The 26,261-nt window shown below is 57.1% G+C and carries 23 protein-coding genes; 13 read left to right on the top strand and 10 right to left on the bottom strand.

Annotated elements, in window-relative coordinates; all coding sequences use genetic code 11:
- Positions 1–70: 70 nt before the first annotated feature.
- Entirely contained in the window at positions 71–589 is a 519-nt protein-coding gene (locus ORG26_RS06275) for a Sua5/YciO/YrdC/YwlC family protein (RefSeq protein WP_266367710.1), read from the bottom strand.
- A 147-nt stretch (positions 590–736) separates the two neighbouring features.
- On the opposite strand from ORG26_RS06275, the gene ORG26_RS06270 reads away from it, so the two are divergent.
- The gene (locus ORG26_RS06270; protein WP_266367707.1) at positions 737–2,134 is read left to right on the top strand and encodes a glycoside hydrolase family 140 protein; all 1,398 of its coding nucleotides are present in this window, start codon (positions 737–739) and stop codon (positions 2,132–2,134) included.
- Positions 2,135–2,209: 75 nt separating this feature from the next.
- On the opposite strand, the gene ORG26_RS06265 is transcribed toward ORG26_RS06270, so the two are convergent.
- Positions 2,210–2,773 carry an RNA polymerase sigma factor gene (locus tag ORG26_RS06265; protein WP_266367705.1) on the bottom strand — a complete coding sequence of 188 codons (564 nt, stop codon included), beginning with the start codon at positions 2,771–2,773 and terminating at the stop codon, positions 2,210–2,212.
- Between the two features lie 298 nt (positions 2,774–3,071).
- Here ORG26_RS06265 and ORG26_RS06260 point away from each other — a divergent pair, with 298 nt between their 5' ends.
- The 3 genes from ORG26_RS06260 to ORG26_RS06250 all read left to right on the top strand — a co-directional run bounded on the left by ORG26_RS06260 (position 3,072) and on the right by ORG26_RS06250 (position 6,200).
- Positions 3,072–3,773 (top strand): LytR/AlgR family response regulator transcription factor, encoded by a 702-nt coding sequence (locus tag ORG26_RS06260; RefSeq protein ID WP_266367703.1) that lies wholly within the window; start codon positions 3,072–3,074, stop codon positions 3,771–3,773.
- Positions 3,774–3,811: 38 nt separating this feature from the next.
- Positions 3,812–5,713, top strand: coding sequence for an ATP-binding protein (locus ORG26_RS06255; RefSeq protein WP_266367702.1), 1,902 nt, complete (start codon positions 3,812–3,814; stop codon positions 5,711–5,713).
- A gap of 181 nt (positions 5,714–5,894) precedes the next feature.
- Positions 5,895–6,200, top strand: coding sequence for a response regulator (locus ORG26_RS06250; protein ID WP_266367700.1), 306 nt, complete (start codon positions 5,895–5,897; stop codon positions 6,198–6,200).
- 96 nt (positions 6,201–6,296) lie between these two features.
- Here the strand turns inward: ORG26_RS06250 and ORG26_RS06245 are convergent, their stop codons facing one another.
- Positions 6,297–6,824 carry a hypothetical protein gene (locus tag ORG26_RS06245; protein WP_266367699.1) on the bottom strand — a complete coding sequence of 176 codons (528 nt, stop codon included), beginning with the start codon at positions 6,822–6,824 and terminating at the stop codon, positions 6,297–6,299.
- An 86-nt stretch (positions 6,825–6,910) separates the two neighbouring features.
- On the opposite strand from ORG26_RS06245, the gene ORG26_RS06240 reads away from it, so the two are divergent.
- The gene (locus ORG26_RS06240; RefSeq protein ID WP_266367698.1) at positions 6,911–7,141 is read left to right on the top strand and encodes a DUF2905 domain-containing protein; all 231 of its coding nucleotides are present in this window, start codon (positions 6,911–6,913) and stop codon (positions 7,139–7,141) included.
- On the opposite strand, the gene ORG26_RS06235 is transcribed toward ORG26_RS06240, so the two are convergent.
- On the bottom strand, positions 7,110–8,678 hold the full coding sequence (locus ORG26_RS06235) for a hypothetical protein (RefSeq protein WP_266367697.1): 1,569 nt from the start codon (positions 8,676–8,678) through the stop codon (positions 7,110–7,112). The two genes, ORG26_RS06240 and ORG26_RS06235, sit on opposite strands and share 32 nt — an antisense overlap.
- Positions 8,679–8,945: 267 nt before the next feature.
- Here ORG26_RS06235 and argS point away from each other — a divergent pair, with 267 nt between their 5' ends.
- The 3 genes from argS (at position 8,946) to ORG26_RS06220 (ending at position 11,887) form a co-directional block, all read left to right on the top strand.
- Positions 8,946–10,730, top strand: a complete 1,785-nt coding sequence (argS, locus tag ORG26_RS06230; protein WP_266367696.1) for an arginine--tRNA ligase — start codon at positions 8,946–8,948, stop codon at positions 10,728–10,730.
- 2 nt (positions 10,731–10,732) lie between these two features.
- Positions 10,733–11,350 carry a glutathione peroxidase gene (locus tag ORG26_RS06225; RefSeq protein WP_266367695.1) on the top strand — a complete coding sequence of 206 codons (618 nt, stop codon included), beginning with the start codon at positions 10,733–10,735 and terminating at the stop codon, positions 11,348–11,350.
- A gap of 96 nt (positions 11,351–11,446) precedes the next feature.
- Positions 11,447–11,887, top strand: a complete 441-nt coding sequence (locus ORG26_RS06220; protein ID WP_266367694.1) for a VOC family protein — start codon at positions 11,447–11,449, stop codon at positions 11,885–11,887.
- Between the two features lie 74 nt (positions 11,888–11,961).
- On the opposite strand, the gene ORG26_RS06215 is transcribed toward ORG26_RS06220, so the two are convergent.
- Both ORG26_RS06215 and ORG26_RS06210 read right to left on the bottom strand, forming a co-directional pair.
- Positions 11,962–12,945: a GlxA family transcriptional regulator gene (locus ORG26_RS06215; protein WP_266367692.1), complete on the bottom strand. Its 984-nt coding sequence runs from the start codon at positions 12,943–12,945 to the stop codon at positions 11,962–11,964.
- Positions 12,946–13,019: 74 nt separating this feature from the next.
- Entirely contained in the window at positions 13,020–13,391 is a 372-nt protein-coding gene (locus ORG26_RS06210; protein ID WP_266367691.1) for a hypothetical protein, read from the bottom strand.
- Positions 13,392–13,512: 121 nt separating this feature from the next.
- On the opposite strand from ORG26_RS06210, the gene ORG26_RS06205 reads away from it, so the two are divergent.
- Entirely contained in the window at positions 13,513–14,439 is a 927-nt protein-coding gene (locus ORG26_RS06205) for a 1,4-dihydroxy-2-naphthoate polyprenyltransferase (RefSeq protein WP_266367690.1), read from the top strand.
- A 221-nt stretch (positions 14,440–14,660) separates the two neighbouring features.
- On the opposite strand, the gene ORG26_RS06200 is transcribed toward ORG26_RS06205, so the two are convergent.
- Positions 14,661–15,983: a purple acid phosphatase family protein gene (locus tag ORG26_RS06200; protein ID WP_266367689.1), complete on the bottom strand. Its 1,323-nt coding sequence runs from the start codon at positions 15,981–15,983 to the stop codon at positions 14,661–14,663.
- Positions 15,984–16,127: 144 nt separating this feature from the next.
- Between ORG26_RS06200 and ORG26_RS06195 the strand changes: the two genes are divergently transcribed.
- Complete coding sequence (locus ORG26_RS06195; protein WP_266367688.1) at positions 16,128–16,598, top strand: hypothetical protein; 471 nt, start codon at positions 16,128–16,130, stop codon at positions 16,596–16,598.
- A 61-nt stretch (positions 16,599–16,659) separates the two neighbouring features.
- Here ORG26_RS06195 and ileS read toward each other — a convergent pair whose 3' ends face one another.
- The gene (gene ileS, locus ORG26_RS06190; protein WP_266367687.1) at positions 16,660–20,049 is read right to left on the bottom strand and encodes an isoleucine--tRNA ligase; all 3,390 of its coding nucleotides are present in this window, start codon (positions 20,047–20,049) and stop codon (positions 16,660–16,662) included.
- A gap of 186 nt (positions 20,050–20,235) precedes the next feature.
- Here ileS and ORG26_RS06185 point away from each other — a divergent pair, with 186 nt between their 5' ends.
- Positions 20,236–20,616, top strand: coding sequence for a hypothetical protein (locus tag ORG26_RS06185; RefSeq protein WP_266367686.1), 381 nt, complete (start codon positions 20,236–20,238; stop codon positions 20,614–20,616).
- A 17-nt stretch (positions 20,617–20,633) separates the two neighbouring features.
- Here ORG26_RS06185 and ORG26_RS06180 read toward each other — a convergent pair whose 3' ends face one another.
- Entirely contained in the window at positions 20,634–21,206 is a 573-nt protein-coding gene (locus tag ORG26_RS06180; protein ID WP_266367684.1) for a DUF6134 family protein, read from the bottom strand.
- 87 nt (positions 21,207–21,293) lie between these two features.
- Between ORG26_RS06180 and ORG26_RS06175 the strand changes: the two genes are divergently transcribed.
- Complete coding sequence (locus ORG26_RS06175; protein ID WP_266367682.1) at positions 21,294–23,633, top strand: beta-N-acetylhexosaminidase; 2,340 nt, start codon at positions 21,294–21,296, stop codon at positions 23,631–23,633.
- 106 nt (positions 23,634–23,739) lie between these two features.
- Here ORG26_RS06175 and ORG26_RS06170 read toward each other — a convergent pair whose 3' ends face one another.
- The gene (locus tag ORG26_RS06170) at positions 23,740–24,495 is read right to left on the bottom strand and encodes a DUF5602 domain-containing protein (RefSeq protein WP_266367680.1); all 756 of its coding nucleotides are present in this window, start codon (positions 24,493–24,495) and stop codon (positions 23,740–23,742) included.
- 218 nt (positions 24,496–24,713) lie between these two features.
- Between ORG26_RS06170 and ORG26_RS06165 the strand changes: the two genes are divergently transcribed.
- Positions 24,714–26,183, top strand: coding sequence for an APC family permease (locus tag ORG26_RS06165; RefSeq protein WP_266367678.1), 1,470 nt, complete (start codon positions 24,714–24,716; stop codon positions 26,181–26,183).
- The last annotated feature ends 78 nt before the right edge of the window (positions 26,184–26,261 follow it).

Genomic DNA, 26,261 nt, shown 5'->3' with positions numbered 1-26,261 from the left:
TAGGGGGTGGCAGGAAAGTGCGGCCGGTTTACCGTTCATTGTTCATCGTTCATTTTTCATTTCGTTCGGTTCATTTTCTTAAAAACGCCACTTCCCCTTTCGGACCCAGTTCCATGATGCGGGGGAGGTGGGGTTGGGCCGGGGCTTTCCCCCATTGCAGTTCGGGTTCGTTGAGGCCCACGGGCCATTCGAGCGATTCGAACGGCAGGGTGAGCAGTCCTCTTCCCAGCGCCCCGATCAGCTGCCGGACCGGCTCGCTCAGCACTTTCCGGAGCGGCACCTGCGGTCTGAACACCTCGGGCAGGTTCACACCTCCCTGAAACAACACCGTGACGGGCGTTTCGGCAAAATCAATCAGGTCCCAGGCCACCTCCGGAATCGGCCGGACGTAGAGGTTGAGCATGCCGCTGTCGTTAATCAGCAGCGTGGGCAGGGGAGGCGGAACCAGGTCCTGCCGGACCTCAAGCAGTTTCTCAACGGCTTCGGCATGGGAAGGGTCGCAGGCCATCGACAGGCCGGTTTCGTCCGCCAGCCGTAAAAAATGGCCCTGTCTCAGAGCAAAAACTATTTCGCGCGTTGTGGGTGTCATAGCAGTAATAACCGGCAAAAGTACGGCAAGTTTTCCGGATGACGGTCAAACCGGGAGGCGAAGCTGCCCCGGAATCGGTAAGATTTTGGGTAACCCTTGCAGGCGTAGGCTTTTGCGCCCTATAATTACGGGGTAAACCGAATCCTTATGCTTGCCCGTTCTGCCTTTTTTTTCGCTTTTCTCGCCATCACCCTGTCGGCCGCCGGGCAGAAAACGGCTCCGGCGGCGTTGTCAAAATTATACATCCTTAAAGACAAACGGTACCTCATGCGCGGCGACCAGAAGCCGTTTTTCTGGCTGGGCGATACGGCCTGGGAGCTTTTCCACCGGCTCACCCGGGAGGAGGCCGACCTCTATCTGAAAAACCGGGCCGCCAAAGGATTTACCGTTATCCAGGCCGTGGCCCTGGCCGAGTTCGACGGTCTGACGCAGCCGAACGCCTACGGGCAGCTTCCGCTGAAGAACAACGACCCCACCCAGCCGGTGGAAGCTTATTTCCAGCACGTGGACTGGGTGATCAACCGGGCCGGGGAACTGGGTCTGGTGGTGGGCTTGCTGCCGACCTGGGGCGATAAGTTCAACAAGAAATGGGGAAAAGGTCCGGAAATCTTTACGCCCGAAAATGCCCGCCGCTACGGCGAGTACCTGGGCCGCCGCTACCGCAACAAGCCGGTAATCTGGATTCTGGGCGGCGACCGCAACCCGGAAGGGGAGACGCGCATGACCCTCATCCGGGCTATGGCCGAAGGCATCCGGAGCGGCAACGGCGGTACCCAGCTCATGACCTACCACCCCATGGGCGATAGCAACTCGGCGGGCTTTTTTCATTCCGATACGTGGCTCAACTTCAACATGTTTCAGTCCGGGCACGCCGCCCGCAACAAGAAAAACTACGTGATTCAGCGGCAGAACTACAGCCTGTTTCCGGTCAAACCCACCCTCGACGGCGAGCCGCGGTACGAAGACCACCCGGTGGACTGGAAACCGGAGCAGGGCTACTTTGATGATTTCGACGTCCGGCAGGCGGCCTGGTGGGCCATGCTTTCGGGCGGCTGCGGGCATACCTACGGCAACCACAGCATCTGGCAGTTCTTCGATGTGGCCCGGAACCCGCCCATTTCGGCGGCCCGCACGCACTGGACGCGGGCGATGGACAGCCCCGGCGCGTTTCAGATGGGTTACCTGCGGCGGCTGTATGAGTCGCACCCCTGGACGCGTTTGCTGCCCGAGCAGTCGGTTATTCTGAACAACAACCCGGACGATGGCGGCCACCAGGTGGCGGCTTTGTCGGAGGACGATAATTTTCTGTTTGCCTACACGCCCCACGGCCGCCCGCTGACCATCGACCTAAGCCGTCTGAAGGCCGCGCCGCAGCTGCTGGCCTACTGGTTCAATCCGCGCGATGGCAGGACGCAGCGCATCGGCACGTTTCCCAACACGGGCCGGCAGGAGTTCAAACCCTACGCCGCCGGTCCCGGCACCGACTGGGTGCTGGTTGTCGACGATGCCAAAGCGCCCTGGGCAGGCTACGGCCTCAAGAAGTAGGCGGATCAAACAGAAGCAGGTGCCCGGCAGCGACGAATCACTGCCGGGCACCTGCTTCTGTTTTGAGGGAGTACGTCAGGCGGCCATTTTGTTGCACGACATCATGATGCGGCCGCGGGCGCGTTTGAGGCGCATTTTGATGCTGCCTTCGCTGGTCTCGTACCGACTGGCGATCTCCTGAATTCCCAGCGATTCTTCGTATTTGAGTTGCAGCAGCTGTTGGTCGTCCGCCGAGAGGGTCGCCATGACCCGGGCGACCCGGTGCCAGCGCTGGGCAAAATTATCGTCTTCGGGTTCTCCGGCCAGCAGGTTGTGATGGTCTTCCAGGGCAACCATCGGCAGGCGGGCGTGCTTGCGGAGGACTCCCAGACAGTAATGGTACGCCAGCGAATACAGCCAGGACGAGAAGGACGCCCGGCCTTCAAACTGCTCCAGTTTGCTGAACGTCCGGATGAAAATGTCCTGCGTGTAATCTTCGGCCAGCAACGGGTCCTTGGTTACCGAAATGCAGAGGCGACGGATTTTTCGGACATGTCTTTCGTACAGGACCGTAAACCATTTGTCGGATCGGGTTTGTAAATACAGGTGCAGAATCTCTTCGTCTGCGAGGCGATTTTGGTTAAGTACAGCAAGTTTCATGTTAAGGTAGGATGTCTTAAGCTTTCACTATGTTTTACTAGTTCAGGGCACGCTCACTTCTGATAATTCTTTTTTTATGGCAGCACTCGCCATTGGCCTTTTCAAATGTATTCGAAATCGTATTCAGAAAATACCTGGAAATGCGCTTAATGAAACAAACATGAAAAAATGCACATTTAATTTGCGTTTTAGCTACATGAAGTATAAAATTGAAACCGTTTGGTTACTTAAATTCTGCCTCCCAGTACTCTACTTACACCACCAGATAAAATGTATTTAACCATACTCTGCCTTGTTTATGAAAAGTTGTCGTTGTCTGGTTATCGAGGACTCTCCGCAGTTCACTGCCCTGCTGAAGGAGTATCTGGCCCGGATTCCCTATATGGCTACGCCGGTCTTTGCGGGCAGCGTGCGGGAGGCAATTGCGCTGTTACAGCAGCCGTTTGATCTCATCTTTCTGGACATTCATTTACCGGACCTCTCCGGTCTGGAGATTCTGCAATCCTTCCCCCAGCTTCCGCCCGTCATCGTAACCACCTCGGCGCCGGAGTACGCCGTAGCGTGTTACGACTTCGATGTAGCGGATTATCTAGTAAAACCTTACTCGTTTACGCGCTTTATGCGGGCCGTCAACCGGGCGTGTCCACCACCGGAGCCGGGGCGCCAGCGGGGCGAAGAAAGCCTTTTCCTGAAGGTGGGCCACGCCATGCAGCGGTTTGACCTCGCCAGCATCGATATCGTGCAGGCGTATGGCATCTACTGCAAGATCATCGGCGGCGGCAAAACGGCGGTTGTCAACGAAACCATTTCCTCGCTTGAAAACAAGCTGCCGCCGAACCAGTTCATGCGCGTGCACAAATCCTACATCATCAACTTGAAAAACGTTTTCTCATACAGTCACCGGACGATTTTCATCGCCTCGGTAGAAGTGCCGCTTGGCACGGCCTACCGGGACCGTTTCCGTATGTTTTTGGGACTTGAAAAAACTCAGGAAAATTGAGGATTCTCCTTTTTTGTCTGATAATAGGGTGCACCGGCATGGTCTCCCAGCAGGTCCAGCCCGACACCGCCCGGTTGCGCCTGCAGGTGGCTCGGATTGGCGCCAATTTCAGCACGAACTCGCTTACACGAAACCTGGCCCTGCTTGAGCGGGTGCTTCCGCTGGCCCGGCGCTACCCGACCAGCGTTCATACAGGTACTCTTTATTTCTACCTGGGTCGTGTGCTCAGAGACCTGGGGCGACCGGCCGAAAGTCTGGACTATTTTCAGAAAGCAGAAATCATCCTGGCGCGGAGCGAAAAGGCTGGAACAGGCTACGGATGGCTGCTTTACGAAAAATGCCTCACCCTCTCTGCCCTGAAACGGGAAGGAGAGGCCACCAGAGACGCCTTGCGATGCCTGGACTGGGCGCAGGAGAAAAAACAGCCTCAACTTCAGGCTTCAGCCTGTGCGATGCTGTCGTTCATCTTTGAGCAGCAGGGGCAAACGGAGCGCAGCCGGTACTACAACACGCTGCTGGAAAAACTCAAAAAGGTCCAGCCCCCGTCGGAACGGGACCGATACCGGCAGTCGGAGGCTCACTGCACGGCCGACGGCGATTTCGTCACCGCTTTGTTTTTCAGCAAAAAGACCCTCGGCTTGCTAAAAGCGGAGAAGGACAAGGAGGCCATTCTCAATCACCTGCACCAAAGCACCATTGCCTTGCTGTTCCGGTTGCACCGGTTCGAGGAAGCCAGAGCGTACATCGGCGAGGCGCTGGCGCTCAACGAAACCTACCAGAAGCTGTCGCTTTTCAGCGATTTGTGGTCGGATCTGGCTTGGTATCAGGCGGCCACCGGTCACCCGGCGGAGGCAAGGCGGGCAGCCCAAACGATGCTGTACTACGCCCGTCTGACGGAGGACCCGGCCCTCGTACGGGAAGCGTGGCTCAGACAGTCCCAGGTTTACGAACGCATTCGTGATTTCGCCGGGGCGCTGGAGGCCCTGAAAAAATTCCATTCACTCAACGACAGCCTCCAAAATACCAAAAGAACCATTGAAGTGGCCCAGGCAGAATCCCGTTATCGTCTGGAGCAGAAAGAGGCGCAGATTCACCGGCTGATCCGATTCGCCCGACTTTCTCACCTGAGAGCAGAAAATCAGGCCCAGCAGTACGCCTACCTCAACCGCCAGTGCTGGCTGCTGGCCGTCATTGGAATGCTGGCGGCCGTTGCTTCCATGCTGGTCACTTACTACCTTCTGCGAAGCATAAAACTGAGGCGCGCCCTGAAGGCACAGAATGCCGAAATCGATAAGCAGGCCAAAGCGCTGGCCGAGGCCAACCAGCTCAAAGACCGCCTGTTTTCGATCCTGAGCCATGACCTGCGCGGGCCGGTCGCCAGCATCAAAGCGGCCCTCGTGCTCCAGCAGGACAAAGTTTGCGGCGACGCCGGGCTCAGCGGAATCGACCAGCAGGTGAACCGCTTGCAGGAACTGATCGACAATCTGCTCTATTGGTCAATGAACCAGCGGAACGGCCTCCGGGTGTACGCCCGCCCGGTTTCGCTGCACGACCTGCTGAACGAGGTGGTAGAGACGTACAAAGGGCTGATCGCCAGAAAACAGATGGAAGTGGTTTGGGAAGGCCCGGATATCTGCCTTCAGACCGACGAGACGCTGGCCGTTCTGGTGATCCGGAACATCTTCCACAATGCCCTCAAGTTTACCCCTCCCAACGGCCGGGTGCGGCTGGTCACGGAGCAAACCGCGAACAAAGCAAAACTGCATATCGTGGATACCGGAATTGGCATGAACGCCAGCCTGCTGCCCGGTTTGAGCCAGCGGGGAACCGGGCTGGGACTGCCGCTTTCTGCTGATCTGATGAAGCTGTGCGGAGGCTCGCTCCGGATAAACAGTACCCTCGGGGCCGGTACGACGGTTACTTTAACCTGGTTGATCTAAAGTGCAACAAAACCCGCGGTCTCAGGTTAATTAATCTTCTAATAGTTCAATAAAATATTAGCCTATGGATAAAGTGGGCCGTTGGATAACCCTGCTATGTAACCGGCTTTGAATGACCGGCTTTTGTGGTTAATTTTATGTCCCGTTCCATACTCAACTGGTCCGGGAGCTACTTATCAGGATGAGAAGAATAATTGTTGTCACTAACCGCACCAAAGAATCTGCACCCATCCTCCGGCGGCACCTCAGCCACCAGTACCCCAACCATGAACTGCATTTCCAACTGCCTTCCCGCTCGCTGAGGGCAGAACTCGCCAGCCAGCCCGACGCCAATCTTCCCCACCTGATTCTGCTCGACCATTGTGATGCGGGGGCCGACATGCTTCAGAACATGCGGGAATTGAAGAATGACCCCAATCTCTGCCGTATTCCGGTGCTGATGCTGACGGCCGTTGCTACCCAGAAGCAGCTAATCTCCTTTCTGTAAATCTTCCCTCGGTAACTAATCCATTCCCGCTGGCCGTTTCCTAACTGAACGGGCGAAAAAACGCGCCTTTCTAATCTACTGATCTGGTATACTGGTTTAATTCCCAAACCAGTACACTAAAACCAACAGCAAGATGAAGAAGGTAGTAATGATGGGAATGATGGTGGCGGCGATGGCTACACTCAGTGCACAGGCACAATCTTCGCAAAGCGGCAGTAGTTCTTCTTCCACCGCCCGGACAAAAGGTTCATCGGGTACCTCTGCCACCATGCAGGGCTCCCAGAGCGGTAGCTCCCAGAATGGCACTTCCCAAAGTGGCAGCTCGCAAAGCGGCACCACCAGCGGGTCCGGCACGGGCAGCAGCACGCAGGGTCGTAACGGCCGGTCGGGTTCGACTACCGGAATCGGCTCGGGCACGACCGGGTCCGGCAGCGGGCAGGGCACCATGCGCAGCGGCTCCGGCACGCGCAGCGGCAGCCAGGGAACGATGCAGAACGGCAGCCGCAGCGGCACGGGGAGCGGAACGAGTGGCACAAGAAGCGGGTCCGGTTCGGGGAGTGGTTCCAGAAGTGGCAGCAGTTCCGGCAGCGGGTCGGGTTCCGGCACATCGGGCAGTCGCCCCAATGGTTCCGGCAGTCGTTAAGAACTCAAAGAGCAGATAAACGCAAAGCCGCCGGCTGTCAATCCGGCGGCTTTGCTATTTTTACGGAATGAATCCCAACATCGGCAAACTCCTTATTTTCATCGGCCTGGCCCTGGTGGCGGTCGGGGCGATTGTGTACCTGTTCGGAGGCAAACTGCACTGGCTGGGCCGTCTGCCCGGCGACATTCGCATTGAAGGCAAAAACGGCGGCGGGTTCTACTTCCCGATTGTCACCTGCATAGTCGTCAGCATCCTGCTGAACCTGATCATCGTTCTGATCCGGAAGTTTTTCGGCTAGATTTCTCCCGGCCCGTGGCTTCTCCGGACGGTTTGACCAGATCGGGGTTGTAGCTCAGCTTGTTGATGTAGAACACTTCGCGGGAAGGACCGCTGTACTTTTCGCTGGAAATCTTCTGAATACCGTAGGCCAGAAAGTGCCGGTCGAACCAGGCTTCCAGATGGTCCTGTTCCGAATAAACCACTTTCTCATTCTCGGAAACCTCTTTCAGGGAATAGTTCTGGCGCAGGGGCAGTAACTTGCTGCCTTCCAGCACTTCGGTGGTAATCTCGCCTTCCTGCGGGTAAGCCAGCACGGTCCGGTTGCCCTGCTGCGAAACCTGAACCATCGGGTGCAGTTCGTAACTGATGACGTCCTTTACCGGCACGCAGTTGTCCCAGATGAGCCGCCCGCCCGGGTCGAAGCCGCACAGAAACGCGTGGGTGAAGCGGTAACCCTCTTGTGACCGGTCAAAGTTGCGCATGCTGCCAAAGCTTATCGGCGTCGAATTTCCCTTGTACTGCGGGTAGAAAACCTCGGCAATCAGCATCGGTCCGTTGGGCGTCGGCATCAGGTCGTGGACCAGCAGGCGGTAGCGAAACTTGGTGTCTTTGCCCTGGCTGCGGCGACGGCTGATCTTGTCGATCATTTTCTGCTGCCGTTTGGGTTTCAGATAGTTGAAGAAGTTCTGGAGCTGCGAAAAATCGATGTACCGCGTGTCCTGTTCCACCACCTCACCGTTGCGAATCCGGGTTACGTAAATGCCCTGCGAATACGGCGTACAGTCAATGGAGTAATTGCCGACCAGCAGCGACTCGTCATCGCTGACCGGCAGCAGTTTTCCGGAAATCAGGCTGTGCTTCATGCCGTCCATGTTTACCGTCCGGACAAGCCGACCCTCGTAGGTGTACGTCCGGATGGTAAATTCGCAGTTCCGCTGGGTGGTGGCGTCGGTCATTACGTGGACGAGCCGCCGGTTCGGGTCCACTTCGATGTTGTTGAGCTGGACGTGGTTGATGTACAGTCCGGGCAGCACTTTGGCCGATTTATCAAAGAACGAAAAGGCAACGACCACCGGACGGCTGCGGTAATTGCCGCCGACATAGGCCACGTTGTCCAGCACCTTAAACTGGCTGATTTCGATCTGCGTCAGCAGGCTGCCCTTGAAAATCTCGGTCTGTCCGTCGTCCAGCCCCAGCCGGAGGACGGAAATCTTTTCGCTGTTGCTTTCCTTGAACAGCCAGAAAAAGTAATGCTCCGTCTGGCAGGACATGATCGGCTCAAAATAAGCGTCAATTTTGTAGTCCGTTTCCCAGACCGGTTTCAGATTGCCGTCGTACTTGCGAAAGGAAAATTTTTCGGGAGCGGAGGAATAATAATCGCCGTGCCGGATCGTCAGCAGCACGCCCTGATCGCCCAGCGGCAGGACGTCGTAGGTATCGTTATCGTTGTTGTCGGTTGGCAATTCTACCCGAACCGATGGCTCCAGTTGGGCCACAGCCGGGCGGAGGGTAATCCAGGTCAACAGAAACAGCAGGGAAACGCAGCGACCAAACATCAAAGTATTGGTTGATAATGGTTTAAAAATAGGCAAATTCAGTCTGTAGAACAAAGAACAACGGCCTTTTGTGAGAAACAGGGCCGGGGAGTGGCGGACTGAATGATGAATGATGAATTGTGAATAGTGGCTTCGCCGGATGTGGATGGAGGCTGCGCCCTATTCACTATTCCCTATTCGCCATTTACTCCAGTACTGCCCGCTATTCCCCCGATACGCTGTCTTTAACAAATTTCGTAGCTTTGCGCCCGGAATAACGCCGTTCGGATGGACATTCAACAATTACTGAAAGAAGATATCAGCCGGGCCATCAGCGCCCTGTTCGGCATGCAGCCGGAGGAGATTGCGCTCCAGCCCACCCGCAAGGACTTTGAAGGACTTTATACATTCGTCACCTTCCCGCTCACCAAACCGCTGCGGCAGGCCCCGCCGGCCATCGGGGAAGCTATCGGAAAATACCTTGTGGAGCACTCCACGGTGGTCAGCAAATACAACGTGGTACAGGGCTTCCTGAACCTGAGCCTGTCGGATACGGTCTGGATCGACACCCTCAACGGGCTGATCGCGGACCCTTCGTTCGGGCAGCTTCCGGCAACGGGGCAGTCGGTGATGGTCGAGTTTTCGTCCCCGAATACCAACAAGCCGCTTCACCTCGGCCACCTGCGCAACAACTTCCTCGGCGATTCGGTCAGCCGGATTCTGGAGGCGAGTGGGTATAACGTCAACAAGGTGTGTCTGGTCAACGACCGGGGCATCCACATCTGCAAGTCGATGCTGGCGTACCAGAAGTTCGGCAATGGCGAGACCCCCGAGTCGGCCGGACTGAAGGGCGATCATTTTATCGGAAAATATTACGTCCGCTTCGACCGGGAATACAAGCAGCAGATCGACGAACTGGTGACCGGCGGCATGGACAAGGAAGCGGCCGAGAAAAAGGCACCGCTGATGCTGGAAGCGCAGGAAATGCTCCGCCGGTGGGAGCAGGGCGACGCCGAAACCGTGGCGCTCTGGAAGCAGATGAACGAATGGGTGTACGCCGGATTCAACGAGACCTACCGCAAAATTGGCGTTTCGTTCGACAAGACGTACTACGAATCCCAAACGTACCTGCTCGGCAAGGATGTGATCGACGAGGGGCTCGAAAAAGGCGTTTTCTACCGCAAGGACGACAATTCGGTCTGGATCGACCTCACCGCCGAGGGCCTCGACCAGAAACTCGTGCTGCGCTCCGACGGAACATCGGTCTACATGACGCAGGACCTGGGTACCACGGATCTGAAATTCCAGGATTTCCAGACCGACAAGGCCATCTGGGTGGTCGGCAACGAGCAGGATTACCACTTCGCCGTGCTGTTCGCCATTCTGAAGCGGCTCGGTCGGCCGTACGCGGCGGGCTGTTACCACCTTTCGTACGGCATGGTCGATCTGCCCAGCGGCAAGATGAAATCCCGCGAAGGGACCGTGGTGGACGCCGACGACCTCATCCGCGAGGTGACGCAGGCCGCCGCCGATGCCGCCGAAGTCGCCGCCAAAGGCATGCTGGACGAGTTTTCGGAAGAAGAAAAAACAAAGCTGTTCCGGATGCTGGGCCTGGGTGCGCTCAAGTACTACCTGCTGAAAGTGGACCCGCAGAAACGGATGATGTTCAACCCGGAAGAATCGGTGGATCTGCACGGGCATACGGGGCCGTACATTCAGTACACCCACGCCCGCATCCGTTCGGTGCTGCGCAAGGCCGCGCAGATGGGCGTGGAACCGACGGCGGCCGTTCCGGTGGTGGAGCTGGATGCCGTAGAGCAGCAACTGGCGTATCAGCTGGCGCAGTTCCGGCAGCGGCTGGGCGAGGCGGCGGCAGACTACTCACCCGCCTACCTGGCGCAGTACGCCTACGACCTGGCCAGAACGTTCAACCAGTTCTACGACAAGCTTTCGATCCTGAAAGAACCCGACGCGGCGAAGCTGCAAAGCCGGGTGACGCTTTCTTACGCGGTGGTCCAAACAATTCGCCGCAGTATGGAGTTGTTAGGCATTGATGTACCCGAAAAAATGTAACTATGAAAAAAGCCATCCTTCTCACGGCGGTTGTCGCCGCGGTCGTTTCCCTTTCTGGTTTTATGTCTGTCAAACAAATCATTACGCACCTGCTCAGTGATAAAAAAGCGGGGTATGCGGCACCGGCCAATCTGGCGGCGCCCGCCAAATCGCTGTTCGACTTCACGATGAAGTCCATCGACGGCAAAACGGTGCCCCTCAAAGGTTTTCAGGGCAAAAAGGTGATCATCCTCAACACGGCTTCGAAGTGCGGATACACGCCGCAGTACGCCGACTGGGAAAAATTCTACAAGGAACACGGCAGCAAAGTGATCGTGCTGGGCTTTCCGGCCAACAACTTCGGCGGTCAGGAACCGGGCCAGAATGAGGATATCGCCACATTCTGCCAGAAAAACTACGGCGTGACGTTCCCCCTGTTCGAAAAGATCGACGTAGTGGGCGACAACCAGCACCCGCTTTACAAGTGGCTGTCGTCGAAAGACCTCAACGGCTGGAACGACAAGGCGCCGACCTGGAATTTCTGCAAGTACGTTGTTGATGAAAATGGCAAACTGACGCACTTTTTCGCCTCCGGCGTGAAGCCCGACAACGCGGAATTCCGCAAGGCGGTCGGCCTCTAAAATCTTGGCGCAATCGGCCCCTTTGTTTGCCGCAATTGCACACGCCCCTTTCTTTTCGTTGCCATTATCTTTGTTTCAAACAAAAAACAACAGATCATGGCAACGAAAATTTTTGTAAACCTCCCGGTCAAAGACCTGAATCGCTCCATTGAATTTTTTACGAAGCTGGGCTTTCAGTTCAATCAGCAGTTTACGGACGAAAAAGCGACCTGCATGGTTATCACCGAAGATATCTACGCCATGCTGCTGGTTGAAAGATTCTTCCAGGGCTTCACGAAAATCGAGGTGACGGATACCAGCAAAAGCCGGGAAGTGATTGTGGCCCTTTCGGCTGACAGCCGGGAAGCCGTGGATGAACTCGCCGATAAGGCTCTGGCGGCTGGGGCCGCATTTGCCAACGAGCCGATGGACCAGGACTTTATGTACGGCCGTAGCTTTATTGATCCCGACGGGCACATGTGGGAGGTTTTCTTCATGGACCCCAGTGTCATTGAGCATGGGCAGGGGCAGGCCGTTTCTGAGGAAGCCGGAGCCTAATAGTGACTTCGCAGCGTTTACCGGAGCGGACCGCAGCGCCGGGCCTCTTTGGTAAACGCGGCAAACCACCACGGTCAGGCTACGGCGGCCAGTTCCCGGTTGTATTTCTGGCGGTATTCCAGGGGCGAAAGCCCCGTTATTTTTTTGAACGTCTGCCGAAACGCCTTCGGGTCCGTGTAGCCGACCTGATACATCACTTCGTTTACGTTCTCCCGCGAAGATTCCAGATTCATTTTCGCCGCTTCGACTTTTACCCGCTGAATGTATTCCACCACGGAGTTGGCGGTGGCTTTCTTGAAACGCCGTTCGAGGTTGCGGCGGCTGACGGCTACCAGTTCGGCCAGTTGATCGACCGATAGTTTGTCTTCCACGTGGTTTTCGATGAATTCCTGCGCCTTCCGGACGGCCTCATCCCCGTGTTCCTTCTGCCCCTGAAAAATCATGAACGGCGACTGGCTCCGGCGCTCAATCTCGATCTGGAACGCCTTCGACATGAACACGGCGACCTGCCGACCGGCGTATTTTTCGATCAGGTACAGAATCAGATTCAGGTACGAGAAGGCCCCGCCGCTGGAATAAATGCCCTGTTCGTCCGTGATGATCCGGTCCTCGACCAGATTCACCTCCGGAAACAGCCGGCGGAATTCCGGCGCGGCCATCCAGTGCGTTGCGCATTGTCGGCCGTTGATGAGTCCGGTGGAGGCCAGCAGAAACGCGCCGACGCACAAACTGCCCACTTCGGCCCCGTTCTGATGCTGCTCCACGATCCAGGGCACAAACGCCTGATTGGCCCGGATCGCTTCCCGGAGGTCGCCGTCGAGGGCGGGAATCAGGATGAGATCCGATTGCTGGATGTCGGTCAGGAGGGCATCCGTGAAGACGGAATACTTGCCGCCCGCCGCTTTCACTTCGGGCGCGAGCCCGACCAGCTGAACCCGAAACAGAGCCGGGCGACCCTGGCTCTGGAGAAATTTATTGACTTCTGTGAAAACCTGGCGCGGACCTTCAACGCTGCCCAGAATGGCCCCTTCCGGCACCAGAATGGAGATATGTCTCATGCCCTAAAGATAAGAAATATTGCCTGCCGATGGTCGAATCCGGCGAACGGATTACCGGATTTCTGAGGCTACCGTCAGCGGTTCGTGACCTGCACCGAATACGCTTTGACCGGCTGGCCGCTGCCGGTTTCGCCCATCCGTTTTTCGGTGAAAATAACCCGGGCGGTGCCGGTCGTGACGCCTTTGATCTGGAACGTGGTGGGGCGGGCGTTTTTGCGGTCGAGCGTATCGACGGGCGGCTGCACTTCCGGACGACTTACTTCCACCACCTCGTCGTTTTCCGACGTGCCGATGAGTTCAAAATCGCCGGTTTGCCGTCCCGAGACCCTGACTTCCTTGATTTCTCCAACCCCCACCTGAAGCCGTTGGGGCCGTCCCTGGCCGTTGCGGGCGGAGCCGCAGGCGCTGAGTCCAGCCAGTAGCGAAAAAAGCAGAATTCGTTTCATGCCGCTCATAACCGGTTCCGCCGCGAATAGGTTAGAAACCCTTATCCAACGACATCGCGGGCGGCCGGACCGTTTTGTCCGTAAAACCCGTACTTTTGCGCTGTTTCTTACCTACTGTACTATGAAATCTTGGCTTGCTGCGGCCCGTCCGCGCACGTTACCGCTGGCGCTGGCGAGCATTATTCTGGGAAGTTTTCTGGCCGCCCGGGCCGGTCAGTTCAGCTGGCGGATTGCGGTTCTGGCCTCGTTAACCACCATTTTCCTCCAGATTCTTTCCAACTTTGCCAACGATTACGGCGATGCCGTTTCGGGCAAAGACACGGCTGAACGCGTGGGACCCCGGCGGGCGGTCGCAACGGGCCTGATTACCAAAGAGGCCATGTTCCGCGGTATCGTGGTCACGTCGCTGCTCTCCCTCATCACCGGCATCTGGCTGCTGATCGACGCTTTTCAGCATGCGTCGGCACAAATCTTCTGGGCGTTTCTGGGGCTGGGACTGGCCTGCATTGCGGCGGCGATTGCCTACACCAATGGCAAACGGCCGTACGGCTACAGCGGGTTTGGCGACATTGCCGTGCTCCTTTTCTTCGGCTGGGTGGGCGTTCTGGGGACCTACTTTCTACACACGCTCGAATTCAGGCCGCTGCTGCTGCTGCCCGCCACGAGTGTCGGACTTTTTGCCACCGGCGTGCTGAACATCAACAATATCCGCGACATAGAAACCGACGCCAAAACTGGTAAAAATTCAATTCCGGTACGGCTCGGCCGGGCGCGGGCTGTTCGGTATCACTGGGGTTTGCTGATTGGTGGCATGGTCTGTGCGCTGCTTTTCTCGCTGCTGGAACGGCTGTCCTGGTCCGAAGTGCCCGCCAACTCCTTTTTGCAGGGGTTGTACGTGCTGGCCTTTCCGCTTTTCATAATCAATGGCTTAGCGGTTGCCCGGCACCGAAATCCGGGCGAGCTGAACCCGCGGCTCGGTCAACTGGCTATGAGCACGCTGCTCTTTGTCCTGTTATGGGGAACGGCGCTGGCCGTGGTTGGAAATTAATTCGCTGTCTGTTAAAACCAAAGCATTGTCTAAAGCGTATATCTTTTGCAATCGTTGTTTGATACAGCCTGTGAAGAAGAAAAAAAGTAACCCGCCGTCAAAAGAGACCAGCGGGCTACCCAGCGAGGAATTTGAAAAAGTGTTTTGGGAGTACGTGAGAGGCATTCAGGAAAAGCTTAATAACGCCACCGATTCCCCTAAGCCATCCGCTTCGGCCTGAACTATTTCAGAATGGAAAAATCATCGCGGACTTTACCGTCCTGACAAAGCCACCGGACCTGCATCCGGGTCTTCTTCACGTCAATGAGCAGCGAGCCCCCTTCGGTATTGTTGCTGTAAACGGCCGCCGGCATGGGCCACCCTGCCGCCTGTCCGCCGCGTTGCCCGCCTGAGCCGGCCACGATGTAGATAATTCCCTGTTTGCCGTTGCCGACCCGGTATTCCTTCGTATCACCTTCCACCGCCGCGCTGACAATGTTTTTCGGCTCGAAGGTATCCACCAGCCCGTAATGCCCCCGGATGGGATGCGTACGCTCGTACACGTGGCTGTGTCCGCTCAATACCAAATCGACCTGGTACCGCTCCAGAATCGGCACCAGGTTCTGGCGGATAGCGACCAGGTCTTTCTCCCGATCCGAATCGTGGGAGCCTTTGGTGTAGGGCGGGTGGTGCAGGACCACGATGGTCCAGGGCTGTTTGTTGGCCGCCAGATCTTTCTTCAGCCATTCGACCTGCCGACCCGTGGTGTCCCACAGAAAATGCGTCCCGTCGAGTTTGCCGTAGGAGTCCAGCGCCACGAAATGCACGTTGCCGTAGTCGAAGGCGTAGTACGATTCCGAGCCGGAGGGCACGCCGCCCGCTTCGCCCGCCGTGGGCATCGTAAAGAGGTTGAAATACGGAATGTTGAAATCCGTCCGCTGTCCGCCGTAATCGTGGTTGCCGGGAATGCAGTAGAACGGCAGGTTTTTGAAATGCGTTTGGCCGTAGACGTCGAAGACATGCTTCTCGAATTCTTCGTCTTTCCCTTTGGAATAGGCATTATCGCCCAGCCAGACCCACAAATCCGGGCGGCGCGACTCTTTCATCACCGCATCGCGGACGTCGGCCTGGGTCTGCGAACTGTTGCCGAAATCGCCGAGCACCCAGAACCGCACCTCGTCGGTCGCCCCGGTTTTGGGCGCCGTGACAAAAAACTGGTCGTCGGCGGGCGTGACGCTGGTTTTGTCTCCGAACGAATAAAAATACTTCGTGGCCGGTTTCAGCCCATCAAGCCGCACTTCGTGTTCCGTCACGAGCTTGTCGTCCGAAACGATTTTCTGCGTTTTTTTTCGGTCCGAAAAAAGGTCTACCCGGCTCGTGGCGGGAATGTCCGTCCGCCAGCGAATCTGGATGGAAGTAGGCGTAACCTGCTGGAGGTAAGGTCCGTGGAGGACGGTCGGCTGCACGGCGGCGGCCGGAGTGCCGGTCCGGGAAACGGATTGGGCCGCGCTGGGTTGCGCCGTCAGCAGGCTGGCCAGCAGGAGGGAGTAGCAGAACAATTTCATGGTAAGGCGTATTCTTACTAAGGAAAGTCAAAAATAGAAAACCCCGACGAGTCGGGCGGGGGAAAGGCGTTTTCTTTGTGTTAAATCCTGTTGCCCCCGGCAACCCTTTTTGGATCGGGAGAGTCTACAAAAAAAGCCAGAACCATGAAATTGATACTAATTGGAGTTTCGCTGATGATCGGCCTGGGCGCCGCCTGCAACAAGGAAACCACGGGTACCGACCCCAAACCCCCTTCCTGCGAGGGCGCGGCAACCACGAGGGATGAAGCGTCAAAGCGGATCATCGGCCGCTGGAAATGGGAGCAGACCTACACCTACCTGCGGGGCATGGCCGGGCCGGAGGTGAAAACGCCCGCCTCGACCGGCGAGGAACGCGAGCTTGTGTTCACTGCCGACAACACGATGCAGGTGCTGGTCAACGGAAAACAAACGGAATCCCGCAAGTTCCAGCTCAACGGGCAGGGCACCGACCCGGTGCTGCTTTTCAGCAGCCGACTGGCGAGCGAAAGCACGTTTGGAGGAGGCGTTTTGCTGCAACTCTGCCCCAGCCAACTGATTCTGAACGCGCAGTACAACGATTCCGGAGGCATTACCAGTTACCGGCGCGTGCCGTAAGGCCAATAAAAATCCCCGGTCAGCCAAGCGCCAACCGGGGATTTTTGCGTCTGCTCTGCTTTTACGCCACGGCTACCGCCACGCGCAGCAGAAACTCGTCCATTTCGATTTCGGCGGTGTCCGGCCCGGCGTTCCGGCCGTTGAGGCTGGTCACCAGTTCCAGCGACAGCGCCTGCACTTCTTCGCAGATGTACGGCTTGTTGGCTTCGATGGCTTCGGCCAGCGTTTCGTCGTTGCGTTCGAGCTGAATCGTGATCTTGTCCGTCACCTCAAAATCGCGGTCTTTCCGCAGGTTCTGGATGCGGTTGATAAAGTCGCGGGCGATGCCTTCGCGGCGGAGTTCGTCCGTGATCGTCACATCGAGGGCCACCGTCAACGCAAAGCCGCTCCGGCCGGTCTGCGAAGCAACCACCCAGCCCGGCACGTCCTCCGTCAGGATTTCCACGTCGCTGAGCGTGATTTCGCCCAGCGCGAGCTGCATCACCCCGGCGCGTTCGAGTGCCTTGATGTCGTCTTCGGTCATGGCGTTGATGGTCGCGGCCACATCTTTCATCTTCGGCCCGAACTTCGGCCCCAGCGCCTTGAAATTCGGCTTGATTTTCTTTTTCAAAATGCCCGACGTGTCGTCGATGAACTCCACGGTCCGCACGTTCACTTCCGATTCGATGATGGGGGCCACGTGTTCGATCTGGCGACGGGTCGTTTCGTTCAGCACGGGGACGAGCACCTTCGTCAGCGGCTGACGTACCTTGATCTTATGCCCTTTCCGGAGCGAGTGCACCAGCGAACTGATGTCCTGCGCCAGTCCCATCGACGTTTCCAGGTCGGTGTCGATGAGTGCCTCTTCCACCTTCGGGAAGGTCGAAAGATGCACCGAAGCCGTCTCGTCGCCCGTCAGGTTGCGGAACAGCCAGTCGGCGTAGAACGGCGCAATGGGCGACATCAGTTTTGACACCGTTTCGAGGCATTCGTACAGCGTTTCGTAGGCCGCTACCTTGTCGTTCGTCAGTTCGCCTTTCCAAAACCGGCGGCGGCACAGGCGCACGTACCAGTTCGAAAGCTGGTCGTTGACAAAATCCTGGATGGCGCGGCCCGCTTTGGTCGGGTTGTAATCGTCGAGCTGCGCCTGTACTTCCCCAACCAGCGAATGCAGTTTCGACAGAATCCAGCGGTCGAGTTCGGGGCGCTCCGTCACCGGAACGGTCCGGCTGCCCGAGGCCGTGAAGCCGTCGAGGTTGGCGTAAAGCGCAAAGAAGGCGTAGGTGTTGGTCAGCGTGCCGAAAAAGCGCCGCTGCACTTCGCCCACCCCGTCGAGGTTGAACTTCAGGTTGTCCCACGGCTCGGCGTTGGTAATCATGTACCAGCGCGTTGCGTCGGGGCCGTACGTCGCGAGCGTCTGGAACGGGTCGATGGCGTTGCCGAGGCGTTTCGACATTTTGTTGCCGTTTTTGTCCAGCACCAGCCCCGTCGAAACCACGTTTTTGAAGGCGACCGAATCGAACAGCATGCCCGCGATGGCGTGCAGGGTGAAGAACCAGCCGCGCGTCTGGTCAACGCCTTCCGAGATGAAATCCGCCGGAAACGATTTGTCGAAGGTCTGGTTGTTCTCAAACGGATAATGCCACTGCGCGTACGGCATGGCTCCCGAATCGAACCAGACGTCGATCAGGTCCGGCTCGCGCTGCAGCACGTTGCCTGATTCCGAAACGAAATACACTTCGTCTACGTACGGCCGGTGCAGGTCGAAGTCGCCGGAGGCCAGTTTGGTGATATAGGCTTCGTTTTTGGCCTGCTGTTCGGCACTGAGTTTGCCGGAAGCAACCGCTTTTGCGGCTTCTTCCTGCATCTGGGCGATGGAGCCGATGCAGAGTTCGTCGCCCGCTTCGCTGCGCCAGATGGGCAGGGGAGTGCCCCAGTAACGGCTGCGGCTGAGGTTCCAGTCCACGAGGTTTTCGAGCCAGTTGCCGAAGCGGCCCGTGCCGGTGCTGTCCGGGTTCCAGTTGATGGTCTTGTTAAGTTCGACCAGTCGCTCTTTCGCCGCCGTCGTGCGGATAAACCAGCTGTCGAGCGGGTAATACAGCACGGGCTTGTCGGTCCGCCAGCAGTGCGGGTACGGGTGTTCGTATTTCTCGACGCGGAACGCCTTGCCTTCTTCCTTCAGCTTGATGGCGATGAGCACGTCCGTCGGCCTGAAATCCGGGTCGGCCTGTTCTTCGTCCGAGTAATATTGCTCCTTGACGTAGCGGCCGCCGAATTCGCCGATTTCTTTCACAAAACGGCCCGTCCGATCCACAATGGGCACTTCCTTGCCGGTTTCGTCCTTAACCATGATGGCAGGGAGGCCGTTTTGCTGGGCAACCCGGAAGTCGTCCGCGCCAAACGTGGGGGAGGTGTGGACCACGCCCGTACCGTCTTCGGTCGTGACAAAATCGCCCAGAATTACCCGGAAGGCCGGAGCCTCGGGCTGGACATAGGGCAGCAGCTGTTCGTACTCGATGCCTTCCAGCGCCGACCCTTTGCACTCGCCCACAATGGTCCACGGCAAAAGCTTTTTGTCCGAAGCCGCGTAGCCGTCGAAATCACCATCTTTGCCCTTTTCGCTGAACCAGCGGCCGAGCAGTGCTTTGGCCAGCACCACCTGCACGGGCTCGTGGGTGTAGGGGTTGAAGGTTTTCACCAGCACGTAGTCGATGTTGGCACCGACGGTCAGGGCCGAGTTGGCGGGCAGCGTCCAGGGCGTGGTCGTCCAGGCGAGGATGTAGGCGGGCGTGGCCGGATCGACCTCAAAGGCCAGCCGCTCCTGGTTTTTTACCCGGAACATGGCTACGATGGTCGTGTCCTTCACGTCCTTGTAGGTTCCCGGCTGGTTCAGTTCGTGCGACGACAACCCCGTACCGGCCTTCGGCGAGTACGGCTGAATGGTGTATCCTTTGTAAAGTAAGCCCTTGTCGTACAGCTTTTTGAGCAGGTTCCAGAGGCTTTCGATGTATTCGTTATGGTAGGTGACGTACGGGTCGTCGAGGTCCACCCAGTAGCCCATTTTCTCGGTCAGGTCGTTCCACTGGTCGGTGAAGCGCATGACCGTTTCGCGGCATTTCCGGTTGTATTCCTCGACGGAGATTTTCTTTCCGATGTCTTCTTTGGTGATGCCCAGTTCTTTTTCAACCTGCAGTTCAATCGGCAGGCCGTGCGTATCCCAGCCGCCTTTGCGCTTCACCTGGAAGCCCTGGAGCGTTTTATAGCGGCAAAAAATATCCTTGATGGTGCGGGCCATGACGTGGTGGATGCCCGGCGTTCCGTTAGCGGACGGTGGTCCTTCGTAAAACGTAAAAGTCGGCTGGCCCTCGCGGGTCTCCACCGATTGCTCGAACACCCGGTTGGCCTTCCAGTAGCGAAGCACTTCGTCGGCTACCTGGGCGTAATTCAGGTTTTTATATTCGTTATAGCTCACCGTATTGCAGATTTAATTCAGTCCGCAAAGATACGGAAAATTTGGCTGTAGGGGTAGGTCGGCACTTTTTATGGCTGGATTAAAAGAGAAAGAATAAGCGGGCGGGAGTTACTTTTTTTATGGAGGTACGTCTTACCAATTAAATTGCCGATACACGCACCGAAAACCTACCTAACGCTCTGGATCATGAAAACGCAGCTGAACCTCGATGGAGAACTTGATCTTCTGTTTAAAGTGATACAAGACCTTGATGACCAGATTCAACGAATGAAAACCGGTTACTCCAGGGAGCTTGAAAGGTACATCGAAAAAGCCGAGGAACTGGCGACGCTCCATCGGGCGCTTTATACCGAAGTCAACCGGAACCGGCTGACGGAAGCCGAGGAACGGCTGCGGCGCGAAACGATGGTTGAATTGCAGCTTGAGATCGAAAATTTCCAGATGCCCCCGGCACCGGACCCCACCTTCTACTTCACCGAACTGAATACGCTGGAAGCCCGGCAGCGAGAATTCCAGAGTCGCCTCATGCGACGAATGGCGTATGCGGCCAGCCAGCAGGCAAACTGAACGAGCCTTTTCAAATCTTAATCGACCCGGCGAATGACGAAGTTCTTCAACGGGTTTTTCTTTACAATCCTGACGAGCTGGCCTTTCTCATAGAAATACTCGTCTTCCCGGTCGTGGACGCGCACCCGGTAACTGCCGCGGCTGGTCGGCTCCACGACGGCAAAATCACCGAAATACTCCGAAAAAATCCGGCGCTGCCCCGAAGGTTCCTCAAAAAATAAGCGACTCGTCACAAACATAACAGGCTGTTTTTCGGTAGCCTGCCGCTCGTACTTGTATTGATTGGCCTGGATGGTGTAGTGGTCGCCGCGCCATTCCACCGTCGATTTGAAATTCCCCTTGCTCGTGGTGGCGTCCACGTCCGACCGCTGCAACTGCTGAGAAGTACTGCACTGGGCCACCGTCTTGTAGTGAATTTTTATCTTGCCGAAAAACCAGAATTCCGTATTGCTGACCTGGCTGTAAACAAGTCCGCTGGAGCCGGTATGCCGCTCCGCTTTCAGCGTTCCGACTTTGATTCCGGCAATTTCGATGGCGTAGTTGTGCGTAACCAACTGCCCGACAGCTTCGTGACGGACCAGCCAAACCATTAAAAGAATAGAGTAAGCCGCAGAAATGTTTCTGATTTTTCTACTTTTGAAAAATATATTTAAAAATTTTAATAATCTATCCGCTGCATGCATAAGCTCCTGGTTGTCATGACAGGGTTGTTGCTCGCCTTGACGGGGCGGGCGCAAACGCCTGATCGATACTCCATTATTCCTAAACCGGCAAAACTGGAAGCCCGCGAAGGGCAGTTTGTGGTCAGCAACACCACCACCGTGGTAGTTCCGTTTTCCAATGCTGCCGTCAAATCCATTGCCGAAACCTTCACCAACCAGCTCAACACGACCAGCGGCCTGCAGGTAAGTTTACGCAACGTAAACAAAATGGCGCTTCCGGGCAACATAATTTCATTTATCCCGGTACCCGGTCTGGGCGAAGAAGCGTACCGGCTGGATATCAAGTCCAACAGCATTACGGTCGAATCAACGAGTCCGAAAGGGTTTTTCTACGCCGTGCAGTCCTTGATGCAGCTGCTGCCGCCCACCATTTTCCGGGCGGGTCCGGCCGCCAGCCGGGCCACTTCCGCTACCTGGGCCGTACCCGCCTGCCGGATCGAAGACCAGCCGCGCTACAGTTACCGGGGGCTGCATCTGGACGTAAGCCGGCACTTCATGCCCGTTTCGTTTATCAAAAAATACATCGATCTCATCGCCCTGCACAAAATGAACATCTTCCACTGGCACCTGACCGACGACCAGGGCTGGCGGATCGAAATCAAAAAATACCCCAAACTCACGCAGGTTGGCAGCAAACGCAGGCATACGCTCATCGGACATTACTACGAGTCGGACCCGCAGCAGTTCGACGGGAAAGAATACGGCGGCTATTATACGCAGGACGAAATCCGGGACGTGGTGCGTTACGCCCAGTCCAGATACGTAACGATCATTCCCGAAATCGAAATGCCGGGTCATGCGCTGGCGGCCCTGACCGCGTATCCGGAATACGGCTGCTCGGGTGGCCCCTACGAAGTGACGGGGAAGTGGGGCGTTTTCAACGATATTTTTTGCCCGTACGACAAAACGTTTGAATTCCTGCAAAACATCCTGACGGAGGTGATGGCGCTTTTCCCGAGCCAGTACATCCACATCGGCGGCGACGAAGCGCCGAAGGATTCCTGGAAAAAAAGCGGGTTTGCGCAGGATTTAATCAAACGGCTGAAGCTGAAAGACGAGCACGAACTGCAAAGCTATTTCATCACCCGCATCGACAAATGGGTAACCTCGAAAGGGCGAAAGATCATCGGCTGGGACGAAATCCTGGAGGGCGGCCTTTCGCCCAATGCCACAGTGATGAGCTGGCGCGGGACGCAGGGCGGCATTGCCGCGGCGAAGCAGGGCCACGATGCCATCATGACGCCCGGAGCGTTTCTGTATCTGGATAAATACCAGTCGGACCCCGAACAGGAGCCTACCGCGATCGGCGGCCTGCTGACCACCGAGCAAACCTATTCCTACGAACCCACGCCCCAGGACCTGCCTGCCGACGTGCAGAAGCACATCATCGGGGCGCAGGGCAACGTCTGGACGGAATACATCAAAACGCCTGAGCATGTCGAGTACATGGTGTTTCCCCGGGCAGCGGCTCTGGCAGAAGTGGTCTGGTCGCCCCGTGAGGCCCGGAACTGGCCCGATTTCCGCCAGAGGGTCCAGCTCCATCTGCCACGGCTGGCCGCCCTCAACGTCAACTACTCCCGCTCCCTGTTCGACGTCCTGGCCGAAACCGAAGCCGCGGCCGGGACCCTGCGCGTGACCCTGAAAAGCCCGGTGCCCGATACCGAAATCCGGTATTCTGTGGATGGCAGCGCCCCCTCTCAGCAGTCGGCCCGGTACGAAAGTCCGCTTTCCCTTTCGGCAACGACGACGGTCAAAGCGGTGACCGTTAAAAACGGCGAGTTGGTCGGCGAAGTGCAGCAGTGGATCTTCCCAGTTTCGCGGGCGACGGGCAGGCTGGTACAGATGGCTTCCGCGCTGACCTACCCCAAAAATGCGCAGGCGGCGCTGCTGACCAACGGCCGCTACGGCTCCGCAATCGGGTATCTGGCCGATGTCAGAGGGGTGGCCGGAGTCCGATCCGCCGACCTGTCCGCAACCATCGACCTGGGCGCCGCGACCCCGGTGCAGAAAGTGACCGTCGGCGTGCTCAAGGCTACGGCGGGCAGTGTGCTGCTGCCCCGCCAACTGGAGGTGCTGGTCTCGGAAGACGGGCAGACGTTCCGGTCGGTCAAAACCCTGCCGCTGAACCCGGCCGAACGGGGCCGTAAAGAAGTCATCCGCCATGCCCTCACCTTTGAGCCGGTCAGCGCCCGTTACGTACGCATCGTCGCCCAGAACGCCGGCCAAATCCCCGCCGGAATGATCAACGAAGGCAAAGACGCAACCGTGGCGGTGGATGAAATAACGGTTGAGTGATGGGTTGAATGGTCGAATGACTGAATGATTGAATGACTGAATGACTGGCTCCGCTATTTCTTTAAATACCGGCGGAGCCAGTCATTCAATCATTCAGTCATTTCCTTTAGTTCACCTGCTTATTCTCAAATTTACCCAGCTCCACCAGATACTCCTTCGTACCTGCGTCGTAGCGGATGGTGTAGGCGGTTGGGTAGAGGCCGGTCGTGGCGTATTTCTGCGGCTGCTTGATGGCAAACTGGCTGGTGCCGCCTTTCTTCATAAACTCGGTCGTAATCATCGGTTCGATGAAAATGACCTTGCTGTCGTAGCTGCCGTAGATGAGCGTCTGCTCGAAGGGCTTCCCGGCCAGCTCCGGCGAGGTTTTGTCGATCCAGTGGTGACCCATCTGCGGCACGCTGCCGGTAGAAATGTAATCGGCGGGCAGGAAAGCGGCATCGGGCAGGGCGTTCAGCTTCGGGTCCTGCGGGCCCATGGCTTTGACGACATCCGGTGTGACCTTGTAAAAATGGACGTCAAAATGCGGCTTGTCGTACACCTGAGCCGGTTCGTGGCCGTGCGGCATGTAATCCAGCCCGACGTACTTGAACTGCGTCTGTCCGGCTTCGGCGGGCACCGGAAGCACCAGAAACGTCATGTCGTGGGGCAGGCTGTTCATGGCTTTTTCCGAAATGGAAATGCCGACGACCTCCGGCTTGCCGCTCTCGTCCAGCTTCACGAACGAACGGGCCGTACCATCGCCGAGTTTCTGTTCGGCACCGAAGAACTGCCGCTGGGGCGTTACTTTCTCGTCCTTTTTGCAGGAGATAAACGTGATGGCCGCTGCCACGACCAGAGTGGTGAAAGAAGCTATTTTGTTCATGGGATAAGAGTGATTTGTTGTTTACAGACACAAAGGAATAGCACAATCATCGCCCGACCCGGTGGCGCAGGGCTTAACCGGAAGTTTTCTTCGATCAAGACGATAAATGGGGAAGTGAACCGGAAATCGACGACTGCGGAGGCTGAGGCCTGTTTTCTGAGCGCAGAAGGTGTATCTTGCATAACTGAAGACGTTCATTCACCCTTTCCTCCTGCCGTATGGCCGAACCGACCAACCTGTTAACCGAAGAAAAAACAGATTTTAAACGCTCGCTGGGCCTGCTGGACTCGACGCTCATCGTGTCGGGCTCCATGATTGGGTCCGGCATTTTTATTGTCTCGGCGGATATGGCCCGCAACCTCGGCTCGCCGGGCTGGCTGCTGCTGCTCTGGATCATGACGGGCGTGCTGACTGTGGCCGCCGCCCTGAGCTACGGCGAGCTGGCGGGCATGATGCCCAAAGCCGGCGGGCAGTACGTCTACATTCAGCGCGCTTTCGGGCCGCTTACGGGCTTTGTGTACGGCTGGACGGTTTTTACGGTCATTCAGACGGGGACCATTGCGGCGGTGGCCGTGGCCTTTACCAAGTTTTCGGCCGTGTTCGTCCCGGCGCTGAATCCCGAAAATGCCCTTTTTACGATTGGAACGCTAAAAATTTCTCTCGGCCAGCTGTACGCCATTGCTAGTCTGGTGCTGCTGACCTGGCTCAACAGCCGGGGCGTTCAGAGCGGGAAGATTATCCAGAATATTTTTACCTCGGCCAAACTGGTGGCGCTTTTCGGGCTGATTCTGCTGGGCATCGGCCTGGGGCTCAATAGCGGAACCTTAGCCGCCAATTTCGCCGACGCCTGGTCGCCGGCCCAGACACTCCTCGACGCGCAGGGCAGCGTCCAGTCGGTGCTGCCGCTGGCGGGAGTGGGGCTGCTGCTGGCATTCGGCACGGCTATGGTCGGGTCGCTGTTCTCGGCGGACGCCTGGAACAACGTGACGTTTATCGCGGGCGAAATCAAGGACCCGCGCCGCAACATTCCGCTGGCGCTGTTTTTCGGAACGCTGCTGGTGACGGTTATTTACACCCTCGCCAACGTGGCTTACCTCGCTCTGCTGCCGTTGCAGGGAACGCCAAACGCCGCTGACGCGCTGGGCCGGGGTATCCAGTTTGCCTCCTACGACCGGGTCGCTACGGCGGCTTCTTCGGTTATTTTCGGGGATGTGGCCGTGGGAATCATGGCCGTTCTGATCATGGTCTCGACCTTTGGCTGCAACAACGGACTGATTCTGGCCGGGGCGCGGCTTTATTATGCCATGGCCAAGGACGGGCTTTTTCTCAAATCGGCGGCCGAACTGAACGAAAACGCCGTGCCCGGCAAAGCCCTCTGGTTTCAGTGCCTCTGGGCGAGTCTGCTCTGCCTCTCCGGCACCTATGGCGACCTGCTGACGTACTGCACCTTTACGTCGCTCGTGTTTTACATCGTTACCATTGTCGGATTGTTCGTTCTTCGCCGCAAGGAACCGAATACGGAGCGTCCGTACCGGGCGTTTGGCTACCCGTTCGTTCCGGCGCTGTATGTGCTGGCCACGGTGGGCATCTGCATCATTCTGCTGATTACCCAAACCCAGAACACCGGCCTCGGACTACTCATCGCAGCGCTAGGCATCCCCGTGTACTTCATCTCCCGAAGGAGTTAAGAGTTAAGAGTTAAAAGTTAAGAGTAGGCTCCGCCTGGTCAGAGTACCTGATTCAGCGAAGCCTACTCTTAACTCTTA

The sequence above is a fragment of the Tellurirhabdus rosea genome, assembly GCF_026278345.1.
Classification (GTDB): domain Bacteria; phylum Bacteroidota; class Bacteroidia; order Cytophagales; family Spirosomataceae; genus Tellurirhabdus; species Tellurirhabdus rosea.
This window is presented reverse-complemented; position numbering and strand designations above follow the sequence as displayed.

Bases quoted from the DNA above. Each gene is read 5' to 3' on its own strand.
- ORG26_RS06205 (WP_266367690.1), top strand. From the start codon at position 13,513: ATGAAATCTTGGCTTGCTGCGGCCCGTCCGCGCACGTTACCGCTGGCG.
- ORG26_RS06185 (WP_266367686.1), top strand. From the start codon at position 20,236: ATGAAAACGCAGCTGAACCTCGATGGAGAACTTGATCTTCTGTTTAAA.
- ORG26_RS06210 (WP_266367691.1), bottom strand. From the start codon at position 13,391: ATGAAACGAATTCTGCTTTTTTCGCTACTGGCTGGACTCAGCGCCTGC.
- ORG26_RS06260 (WP_266367703.1), top strand. From the start codon at position 3,072: ATGAAAAGTTGTCGTTGTCTGGTTATCGAGGACTCTCCGCAGTTCACT.
- ORG26_RS06270 (WP_266367707.1), top strand. From the start codon at position 737: ATGCTTGCCCGTTCTGCCTTTTTTTTCGCTTTTCTCGCCATCACCCTG.
- ORG26_RS06250 (WP_266367700.1), top strand. From the start codon at position 5,895: ATGAGAAGAATAATTGTTGTCACTAACCGCACCAAAGAATCTGCACCC.
- ORG26_RS06225 (WP_266367695.1), top strand. From the start codon at position 10,733: ATGAAAAAAGCCATCCTTCTCACGGCGGTTGTCGCCGCGGTCGTTTCC.
- ORG26_RS06175 (WP_266367682.1), top strand. From the start codon at position 21,294: ATGCATAAGCTCCTGGTTGTCATGACAGGGTTGTTGCTCGCCTTGACG.
- argS (WP_266367696.1), top strand. From the start codon at position 8,946: ATGGACATTCAACAATTACTGAAAGAAGATATCAGCCGGGCCATCAGC.
- ORG26_RS06275 (WP_266367710.1), bottom strand. From the start codon at position 589: ATGACACCCACAACGCGCGAAATAGTTTTTGCTCTGAGACAGGGCCAT.
- ORG26_RS06240 (WP_266367698.1), top strand. From the start codon at position 6,911: ATGAATCCCAACATCGGCAAACTCCTTATTTTCATCGGCCTGGCCCTG.
- ORG26_RS06180 (WP_266367684.1), bottom strand. From the start codon at position 21,206: ATGGTTTGGCTGGTCCGTCACGAAGCTGTCGGGCAGTTGGTTACGCAC.
- ORG26_RS06255 (WP_266367702.1), top strand. From the start codon at position 3,812: ATGGTCTCCCAGCAGGTCCAGCCCGACACCGCCCGGTTGCGCCTGCAG.
- ORG26_RS06265 (WP_266367705.1), bottom strand. From the start codon at position 2,773: ATGAAACTTGCTGTACTTAACCAAAATCGCCTCGCAGACGAAGAGATT.
- ORG26_RS06165 (WP_266367678.1), top strand. From the start codon at position 24,714: ATGGCCGAACCGACCAACCTGTTAACCGAAGAAAAAACAGATTTTAAA.
- ORG26_RS06200 (WP_266367689.1), bottom strand. From the start codon at position 15,983: ATGAAATTGTTCTGCTACTCCCTCCTGCTGGCCAGCCTGCTGACGGCG.
- ORG26_RS06220 (WP_266367694.1), top strand. From the start codon at position 11,447: ATGGCAACGAAAATTTTTGTAAACCTCCCGGTCAAAGACCTGAATCGC.
- ORG26_RS06170 (WP_266367680.1), bottom strand. From the start codon at position 24,495: ATGAACAAAATAGCTTCTTTCACCACTCTGGTCGTGGCAGCGGCCATC.
- ORG26_RS06235 (WP_266367697.1), bottom strand. From the start codon at position 8,678: ATGTTTGGTCGCTGCGTTTCCCTGCTGTTTCTGTTGACCTGGATTACC.
- ORG26_RS06215 (WP_266367692.1), bottom strand. From the start codon at position 12,945: ATGAGACATATCTCCATTCTGGTGCCGGAAGGGGCCATTCTGGGCAGC.
- ORG26_RS06195 (WP_266367688.1), top strand. From the start codon at position 16,128: ATGAAATTGATACTAATTGGAGTTTCGCTGATGATCGGCCTGGGCGCC.